This is a genomic window from Micromonospora globispora, assembly GCF_003857015.1.
In the GTDB taxonomy this organism is placed as follows: Bacteria; Actinomycetota; Actinomycetes; order Mycobacteriales; family Micromonosporaceae; genus Micromonospora; species Micromonospora globispora.
On record NZ_QGGF01000457.1, the window covers coordinates 1 to 8647 of the forward strand.

The window sequence follows — 8647 nt, forward strand, 5'->3', positions numbered from 1 at the left end:
ACCGTGAGGCGGTCGTGAATTGCGCCGCCGCGACGCCGGCGGCGCAATTCACGACCGCCTCACGGTCGACCGGTTCACCGTGCGATCACCGGAAACTCGTCGCCCCTGGCGGGCACGTGGCCGGTTCGCCCGATCGGGATGAGGCGCCGTCACCCCTTTCCGGGGAAGGCTGTCGAGCGGGGCAGGAGTTCGCCCACTCGGCCTCGGCCCCGGAGCTGTGGGACGCCTTGTAACGGTTGGACCGCGCGTTCCGGCCGGAGAGGAGAACTAGATGGAATACGAGGATTTCATCAACGCAGTGGCCCTGCGGGCAAAGGTGTCGACCGATCAGGCGGCGACACTCACCCGCGTGACGTTGGAGACATTGGCAGGTCGGATCAGCGCCGGCCAGGCTGAAAACCTTGCCTATCAGCTACCGACAGGGCTTGACGACTGCCTGCGCCAACCGCTTAGACGGGAACATGCCACGTCGTCGTTCGGGCTCGAAGAGTTCGTGCAGCGGGTGGCGGACCGCCCGGACGTCGACCGTGCGCTCGCCGGTGCCGGGGTCGGCGCGGTGCTCACCACGCTACGTGAGGCTGTTACCCGTGACCAGTTCGACGACACGGTGGCCCAGCTTCCGAAGGAGTTCTGGCAGGTGATCGAGCCGGTGGGTGCCGGTGGCGGGCGGCAGCCCGGCCCGTATAGCCCCCACGGTTGAGGCAGGAGCAGGTGTGCCCGCGTCGCACGCGGGTACGCCGCTGCCGAGTGTTCGCGGGGAGGCGTGGTATGGCGACCGAGGCGCCCGACTACTTCCAGCCCGAGGGTGGGCTGGTGCTCACGCACCTGCTGATCGTGCGGGACGTGGACCGTTCCCGGGAGTTCTACCGGCGGGTGCTCGGCGCGACGGTGGTGCGGGACCGCCAGCCGGCGATCCTGCAGTTCCACAACAGCTACATCGTGATCAACACCGAAGGCGGTCCGACCGACGACAAGCCAGCCGTCCAAGCCCACGCGCCGCCGGATCCGAACACGCTCAGCAGCGCGATGAATGTCCGGGTCACCGACGTCCGCGCGGTCTATGAGCAGTGGCGGTCACGGGGTGGGGAGTTCCTGACCGAGCCGAAGGACCACGGCGTCGAGATCCGGTGCTACCTGCGGGACCCGGACGGCTACCTGATCGAGCTTGGTCAGGCCACCGGGATCCTCGCCGAGATGGGTCGGGCCGCCTCCGCCTAGCCTGACCATCGGCGCCGCCGACAGCCCCGGTCATGGCCGGGCCAGCCATCGTGATCGGTCACCCCGCTCAGGCCGGTGCCGCTTGCGGGGAAACGGAGGTGACCGGCATGCCCGCGGAGGTGGAGGAGCGGGCACAGCCCCGGACCTGGTCGAGGAGTTCTGCGACGTCGAGGTCGTGGCCGCTGCCCCGCCAGGCGACGTGGTGGTCCGGTCGCACCAGGAGGAAGTCGGCGCCCATGATCTCGGCCAGGTCGGGGCGGTGCAGGTGTAGCCGGGCCAGCGGCAGGCCGCGTTCCTGGGCTGCGGTCTCCCATTCTGGCCCCGCGGTACTTCCCAGCTCCACAAGGGTGAATCCCCGTCCCAGTTCGTCGAAGAGGGAGCGCCCGGGTCCCAGCCAGAGGTGAGGCAGCCGTCCGCCCGGCGCCGTGGACGGCTGGTAGTGGGAGGTGGTGGACCCGGGTGCGGGCCCGTCGTCGTACCTGACGAGGGGTGAGTCGCAGTAGCGCGCGCCGAGGACGAAGCCCAGCGTGTACATCTCGGCGGTCTTGGAGCGTCGAATCTTGGCGGCCGCGGTCGCGCGAGTTCGATCGCCTGCCGGTCCGTCGTCCTCCAGTCCTGGTTGGACGAGATCGCCGCTGAGCACTTGCATGTTCCGCACAGCCTCGGCGATGGCGCGATGGGCCATCGGACGGCGCTCGGCCTCGTAGCAGTCCAGCAGGTCCGGACCGGCCCAGCCGCTGACCGCAGCGGCGAGCTTCCAGCCGAGGTCGGCCGCGTCACCGATCCCGAGGTTGGCGCCGAAGCCGCCCCAGGGGGGGTTGAGGTGGGCGGCGTCGCCGAGCAGGAAGCAGCGCCCGGCGCGGTAGTGGTCGGCGACCAGCATGCGGGGCGACCATGTGTCGGTCGCCAGAATCGTCACTGGAAAATCGGTGCCGATCAGGCCGGCGACAGCGTCTCGGAACCGCTCTTCAGAGCCGTCCCCCGGCGCGCCCGGAAAGCCCGCCCACCAGGTGTCCTCGGTGTCGAGAGTTCCCATCATGCCGCTGACTCGCTCGTTGACGATCCAGTACTGCACCGCTCGCCCCAGAGAGTGGGCAGCGCTCAACCCGGGCGCCCGGAAGATCGCCTGGACGAACTGCGCCTCGTGACCGCGGCCGGTCATCTCGATGCCGAGCCGGCGCCGAACAGTGCTGCGCGAGCCGTCCGCTCCGGCCAGGTAGCGGCCCCTGATCCGCCTCTCGCTGCCGTCCGAAGCGGTGGCAGTCACGGTGACGCCATGGGCGTCCTGCTCGATGTCCCTCAGCGTCCATCCCCAGAGGGCAGTCACCGAGTCCCGACGCCGCAGCGAGGCGCGGAGCGCCTCCTCCACCCGATCCTGCCCGCACCACTGCGCCGGCTCGACCAAGTCGGAATTCGGCACGTCGGAGAGCGCGAAGACCTGGTCCAACCGCTCGATCAGGTGCCCCGTCAGGCTGGTGGCGAAGACCGCGCGGTCGGACCATCCGAAGGGCAAGCGTGAATGACGTCGGATGTCCTCCGCGATGCCCAGCGTGCGGAAGGTCTCCATCGAGCGAGGATTGAGCTGTTTGCACCGCGGCGAGTTGATGTCCGGTGTCTGACGGGGCTCGAGCAGCACGCAGCGGATGCCACGGGCGCCCAGCACGTGGGCCAGTGTCAGGCCGACCGGCCCTCCGCCGACGATGATGACGTCGGTCTCTTCGTACGGGCGGGGGGTGTTCATGCCGGGACCTCCACAGGACGCGTCGTCGCCGACGACCTCGATCGGGCGGGCACCACTGCGATCACGAGCGCCCCGATGACCGCCGGGACGATGAAGGCGTAGAAGCCGGCTTTGGGGACGGTGATCAGGATGGTGATGGCCGCGATGTAGCTGGGGCCCGCGATCGCCCCGATCCGTCCGACACCCAGGCTGAAACCCAGGGCAGTGCTGCGCAGCTGCGCCGGGTAGAACTGCGCGACGTAGGCGTTGATGAGGTTCTGAGTGCCGAGCGTGCCAACGCCGGCGAGGGCGGACATCGCCAACAGCAACCATCTGGGCTGCGGCGTGCTCAGGACGAGCATCGCCACCGCGGCGAGCAGAAAGCATCCGAGCGTCGTGGCCTTCAGGAATCCGCGATCGGCGATCAGGGTGACGACCACAGTTCCGACAATGGCACCCAGGGTGAACGTCATGGAGAACGAGAGAGCTGAGCTGAGGTCGTATCCCGCCTTGACCATGAGAGTGGGCAGCCAGGTGCCCGCACCATAGGACAGCAGCAGCGCGATGAAGGTCGCGACCCAGAAGAGCATGCTCGCCGGGCCGAATCCGGACTGGAACAGTTGGGCCGCCTTGTTCCGGCCGGCCAGCGGTGCGGCCGCGGCCTGGCGATCGGCCTGGGGAAGCTCGCGGCCGACCAGGGCCCTCACCAGCGGGATCAACAGCAGTGCCAACGCGCCGACCAGGAACAGCCGCTGGAAATGCATGTGCGGGAGCAGGGCTCGGCCCACCAGGGCGGTCACGAAACCACCGACAGCGATACCGGTGAGCGCGACCCCGACGAAGAGGCTGTGTCGTCGTGGGGGCGCAGCGTCGGCGACCAGCGCCACTCCGACGGGTACCAGCGCGCCCAGGCCGATCCCGGTCGCGGCCCGGGTCGCGACGAACATCCCGAGGCTGGGTGCGAATGCACTCAACAGCATGAAGAGTGAGACCCAGGAAAGGCAGACCGTCAGTGGTACCCGCCGGCCCCAGACATCGCTGGCCCACCCGGCCGCGATGGCACCGAACGGCATACCCAGTGCCGTGACGCTCCCGAGCAGTCCGAGGGTTGCCGGTGTCGCGCCCCATGGTTGGTACGCCAGCAGGCTCGGGCCGACGGTGCCGAGGACGAACAGGTCGTATCCGTCGATGAGGAAGAGGAGGAAGCCGAGCACGAGAACCAGTGAGCGGCGACGGGTTGAGACTGCATAGGACATGGTCGGACTCCTTCGTCCGCAGAGAGGCAATGAGGGAATGAGGCAGGCCGCACCTGGGTGCCGGCGGTCACTGTCCCTGGTGCGCCCCCGTCATGAGAGCGGCGAGGTCCTCGGGGGCCAGGAAGGACGGGGGCGGGGGCGGTCCCCAGTTGTAGAGGCTGCGGAGGCCCTCCCAGACCTGCGGCGACCACAGCGCGTCGTCGACGATGCAGTCGAGATCGGAGTAGTACTCCGAGAAGTTGCCGGCCGGGTCCTTCAGGTACCAGAAGAAGTTGGAGCCGATGTGGTGGCGGCCCAGGCCCCACACGTGCCGGGCCGGGTCCTTTTCCAGCATCGCGGTGGCCCCTCGGCCCACGTCGTCGACGTCGTCGACCTGCCAGGACGTGTGGTGCAGGAACGACACGGGGGCCTGCTGGACCAGCACGTTGTGGTGGTCCGTGGAGCAGCGCATGAACGCCGCCACGCCCGGCACGGTGTCGCTGACCTTGAAGCCGATCCCCTGCTGGAAGAACGTCTGTGACGTCTCCTGGTCGGTCGAGCCCAGCACGACGTGGCCGAGCTTTCGGGGTCGGACCGGGTGCTCGCGCAGGATGCCGGGGGCGCGCTGTTCGGTGCGGGCGTCCACCCCGGGGGTGTTGTACGCCGGGGCCGGGGTCGGGGTCTGGTCGTATCGGTCCGCGATCTCCACACGGACGGTGACCTCCGTTCCCGGGTCGACGGCCTGCACGTGCGTCTCGCTGCGCTGGACGGGAATCCCCAGGGCGGCCAGTGAGGCGGCCACGCGCTCCAGGTCGTCGGGGTCGTCCGCGCCGACGCCCAGCTCCAACAGTCGCCGCCGCCCAGACGGCACGATGCGCAGTTGCTCTCCGCCGTCGACGGTGCTGAACCGGTGCTCACCATTCGGCGTGGGCGCCGGAGCCTCGGCGCCGTAGATCGAGCTGGCTTCGGTCGCCGCGGGGGTCAGCCCGAACTCCGCGTAGTACGCGGCGGTGTCCTCGACGTTGGGCAGACCCAGCACGATCCGGGTGAGGCGGTGCAATGGCACGGCGTGTCCTCTCTGGACTCGTTCGTTCAGTGGGTGGTGTGAGTCAGTTCCAGTACCTGCACGGAGTGCTGGTCCGCTGCGGCCGCCGGTGCGGCGACCATCCGGTTGCGCAGGGTGCCGACCCCCTCGACCCAGCTGACCAGGACGTCGCCCGGTCGCAGGAACCGCGGAGGCTTCCGCCCCCCACCGACGCCGGCGGGCGTACCGGTGAAGATGAGGTCCCCGGGTAGCAGCGGACACACCGCCGACAGGCGCGCGATCAGCTCCGGGACCGGAAAGATCAAGTCGCGGGTGCGGCCGCTCTGCAGAACGTCGCCGTCCTCCAGCCGGCAACCCAGGGCCAGGTCGTCGGGATCGGCCAGCTCGTCGACGGTCACGAGCACCGGGCCGATCGGTCCGAAGCCGGGGAACGACTTGCCGAGGGAGAACTGCGGTGCCGGCCCCGCCAACTGCAGCTGCCGCTCGGACAGGTCCTGGCCAACCATCACGCCGGCGACGTGCGACCAGGCGGCCCCCTCCGAGACGTGCTCACCGCGACGGCCGATGACCACGACGAGTTCGACCTCCCAGTCCACCGACCCTGGGGGCAGCACCACGCTGTCTCGGGGGCCGGTTAGGCAGGTCGGGAACTTGGTGAACACGGGCGGTGTGGACGGCTCGGTCAGGCCCGATTCGGCCACGTGGTCGCGGTAGTTCAGGCCGATGGCGAAGACCTGCCTCGGCTCGGGAACCGGGATCCGCAGGTCCACTGTGCCCTTCTCGCCGGACCCTTCGAGCAGGTACGGCTCCAGCGCTGCGGCATCCTGCCGATCGGCCCACGCCCTCAGGCCGGACCAGTTCTCCAGCCCCTCCATCGCAGCCGGACCGAACTGACCCCCGCTCGCGGCTGCCACGTCGGCGTACCCACCGCCGGTCGAGATCGCCAACCGGCCGCCGATGTTCGCGAACCGCATCCCGGCCTCCTCACTGTGGTCCGCGTCACAGTGGCGCGGACCACAGGCATCCTCACACCAGAAATAGCGAGATGACAAGAGAATCTCGCGAATCCGGTTCCGCTATCATGGCGCCGGTGACGTCCGGGGACCCGACGACGCGATCCGCGTTCGTGCATGCACAGCTACGTGAGGACGTGCTGCGCGGTATGCTGCCGCCCGGCTCCCGGCTGCGCTTCGTCGAACTCGCCGAGCGCTTCTCGGTCAGCCAGTCCGTGGTCCGCGAGGCGCTCACACGTCTGGCCGAGCAAGGCCTGGCGGTCGCCATGCCCCAGCAAGGCTTCCGGGTCCGTCCGCTCACCCTCGCCGACCTCGATGAGCTGACCGAGGCGCGAATCGAGATCGAGACGCTGGTGCTGCGTCGCTCCATCCAGCGCGGCGGCCTGGCCTGGGAGTCCTCGGTCCTCGCGGCTCATCACACCCTGGCCAACACGCCCCTGACCTTCCCCTCCGGCGACGTCAACCCGGAGTGGGCCGAGGCGCACGACGAGTTCCACTCCGCCACGTTGCGGGGATGCGGCAACGAGCGGCTACTCAGCATCGCCAGCTCTCTCCGGGACGCGGCGTCGTTGTACCGCTGGTGGTCACGAACGGTCGGCCACGACGAGAACCGCGACCACGCCCTGGAGCACCGCCAGATCCTGGACGCCACGAACGCCCGCGACGAGGAGGGTGCCACCCGCGCGTTGGCCCAGCACATCCAGCGGACCAGCGACGCACTGCGCACCGCGGCCAGCGAGGCGAGCCACCAGCAGGCCTCTTAGGGCTCCTCGGTTGCCGACTTCTTCACATTTGAGGCAAGTTTTCGTGGCGGTGTAGCCCGGTCTGGCCCGCTCCACATCTGCAGACATGGGTTCTGACCAGCCACTTTGAAGTGGCACGGCCGGTCGTCTCGGCGGCCGGACATCGGCGCAGCGGGTGGCCGCGGCCGGCCAAGATCGGCCGCAGGTCCTTGCGTGAGCTTGCCCGAAGGTCACATCTCACCTATTTGCCCGGCTCAGCTGCCATGCTTGACGGTCCGAGGCGGAGCCTCACTGATACGGCAGTCGCCGTTTGAGATGTCGCTCGTCAGGTGGGCTGGACGCGAGGCGGCCACCGCGTGACCGTCTGTACGTTGTGGACATGACTCCAGATCTGGCGGTGGCCACAGGCCGCAGCGTAGCCCCCGCGGCCTGGGAGCGGGTCATGGCCGGGGTGCTCGCGCGTTCGCGGGCCGGTTCGGGCGGGTGCAGCCGCGGCACGGCGGCGGAGTTTGTGGCCGGCCTGCTGCCTGATCTTGAGGTTAAGACGTGCCGGCAGTTGGCCGAGCAGGCCGGACACGCCCGGCCGAATGCGATGCACCGGCTGTTGTACCGGGCGGTGTGGGGTGCCGACGCCGTACGTGACGACCTGCGGCAGGTGGGGGTCGACCGGTTCGGTGACCCGGACGCGATCCTGGTGGTCGATGAGACCGGTGATCTTAAGAAGGGCGTGCATTCGGTTGGGGTGCAGCGGCAGTACATGGGCACGGCCGGGCGGATTGAGAACGCGCAGGCCGGGGTGTTCCTGGGCTATGCCGGTCGGGACGGGCGCACCCTGATCGACCGAATGCGTGTATCGGCCGGCGTCGTGGACTGACGACCGTCAGCGGTGCCAGTCCGCCGGCGTGCCTGACGAGATCGGGTTCGCCACCCGGTCGGAGCTGGCCGCGGGCATGATCACCAGCTCCACGCGTTCGTCCTCCGACAACGCGCCCGCGCCGCTCAGCTCGGTCAGCAGGGCGTCCACCGCGGGCCGTTGCGGCGTGCCGCCGAGGGCGCGGGTGACCGCGAAGATACGTCGCTCGGTGACCGGCTCGACCAGTGGCTCCACGTGCACCCCGGGTGGCACGTGGCGCAGCGCCAGCTCCGGCACCAGCGCGGCGCCCAGGCCGGCCGCGACGAGGTCCAGCGTAAGCGCGAAGTCGATGGAACGGTGCCGGATGTCCGGCTCGAAGCCGGCGAGCCGACAAGCGTGCAATGTGGACCGCAGGCACGGCGTGTGCTCGGCGCTGGCGATCCATGGCACGTCGCGCAGCTCGCTCAGCCGGCCGGTGCGACGGCGCCACCCGACCGGGGTGATCAGGTGCATCGGGTCGGTGGTGACCGGGTGCCGGTCCAGGTCGTCGACCAGCGGCGCGGGCACGTGGTCATACTCCTGCAGCACCACCACGTCGAGGGTGCCGGAGCGCAGGTCGAGGCGGCTCTGCTGGTCTTCGGCCTCGATCACCCGCACGTCCAGCTCCGGGTGCTTCGCCCGCGCGCGGGCGGCGGCGGGGGCCACCAGCGCGCCGGCCGCGGACGCGAACGCGCCGACTCGCACCGTGCCGCTGACCCCGTGGCGGATTGCGGCGAGCCCGGCCACCGCCTGCTCCCCCGCGCCCAGCACGTCCTTCGCG

8 protein-coding genes and 1 pseudogene are annotated in these 8647 nt (G+C 69.7%); 4 read left to right on the forward strand and 5 right to left on the reverse strand.

Translation table 11 applies throughout. From position 1 onward, the window contains the following. The first annotated feature begins 271 nt into the window (after positions 1-271). Together DKL51_RS24590 and DKL51_RS24595 are read left to right on the forward strand one after the other, a co-directional pair. Complete coding sequence (locus DKL51_RS24590) at positions 272-700, forward strand: DUF2267 domain-containing protein (RefSeq protein ID WP_124812551.1); 429 nt, start codon at positions 272-274, stop codon at positions 698-700. A 68-nt stretch (positions 701-768) separates the two neighbouring features. Beyond that, positions 769-1218 carry a VOC family protein gene (locus tag DKL51_RS24595; protein ID WP_124812552.1) on the forward strand — a complete coding sequence of 150 codons (450 nt, stop codon included), beginning with the start codon at positions 769-771 and terminating at the stop codon, positions 1216-1218. A gap of 67 nt (positions 1219-1285) precedes the next feature. Here DKL51_RS24595 and DKL51_RS24600 read toward each other — a convergent pair whose 3' ends face one another. From DKL51_RS24600 to DKL51_RS24615, 4 genes are all read right to left on the reverse strand, one after another. Then, the gene (locus tag DKL51_RS24600; RefSeq protein WP_124812553.1) at positions 1286-2959 is read right to left on the reverse strand and encodes an FAD-dependent monooxygenase; all 1674 of its coding nucleotides are present in this window, start codon (positions 2957-2959) and stop codon (positions 1286-1288) included. Further along, entirely contained in the window at positions 2956-4152 is a 1197-nt protein-coding gene (locus DKL51_RS24605; RefSeq protein ID WP_185734912.1) for an MFS transporter, read from the reverse strand. Before DKL51_RS24605 ends, DKL51_RS24600 begins: the two co-directional genes overlap by 4 nt. A gap of 109 nt (positions 4153-4261) precedes the next feature. Further along, the gene (locus DKL51_RS24610; protein ID WP_124812554.1) at positions 4262-5239 is read right to left on the reverse strand and encodes a VOC family protein; all 978 of its coding nucleotides are present in this window, start codon (positions 5237-5239) and stop codon (positions 4262-4264) included. A gap of 26 nt (positions 5240-5265) precedes the next feature. After that, a complete protein-coding gene (locus tag DKL51_RS24615) occupies positions 5266-6192 on the reverse strand; it encodes a fumarylacetoacetate hydrolase family protein (RefSeq protein WP_124812555.1) in 927 nt (308 codons plus the stop codon). Between the two features lie 116 nt (positions 6193-6308). Between DKL51_RS24615 and DKL51_RS24620 the strand changes: the two genes are divergently transcribed. Beyond that, a complete protein-coding gene (locus tag DKL51_RS24620; RefSeq protein WP_221623236.1) occupies positions 6309-6995 on the forward strand; it encodes a GntR family transcriptional regulator in 687 nt (228 codons plus the stop codon). A gap of 408 nt (positions 6996-7403) precedes the next feature. After that, a pseudogene (locus tag DKL51_RS24625) lies at positions 7404-7948 on the forward strand (IS701 family transposase); the annotation flags it as partial. Here the strand turns inward: DKL51_RS24625 and DKL51_RS24630 are convergent. Further along, positions 7855-8637, reverse strand: a complete 783-nt coding sequence (locus DKL51_RS24630) for a LysR substrate-binding domain-containing protein (RefSeq protein WP_124812557.1) — start codon at positions 8635-8637, stop codon at positions 7855-7857. The pseudogene DKL51_RS24625 and the gene DKL51_RS24630 sit on opposite strands and share 94 nt — an antisense overlap. Positions 8638-8647: the final 10 nt, after the last annotated feature.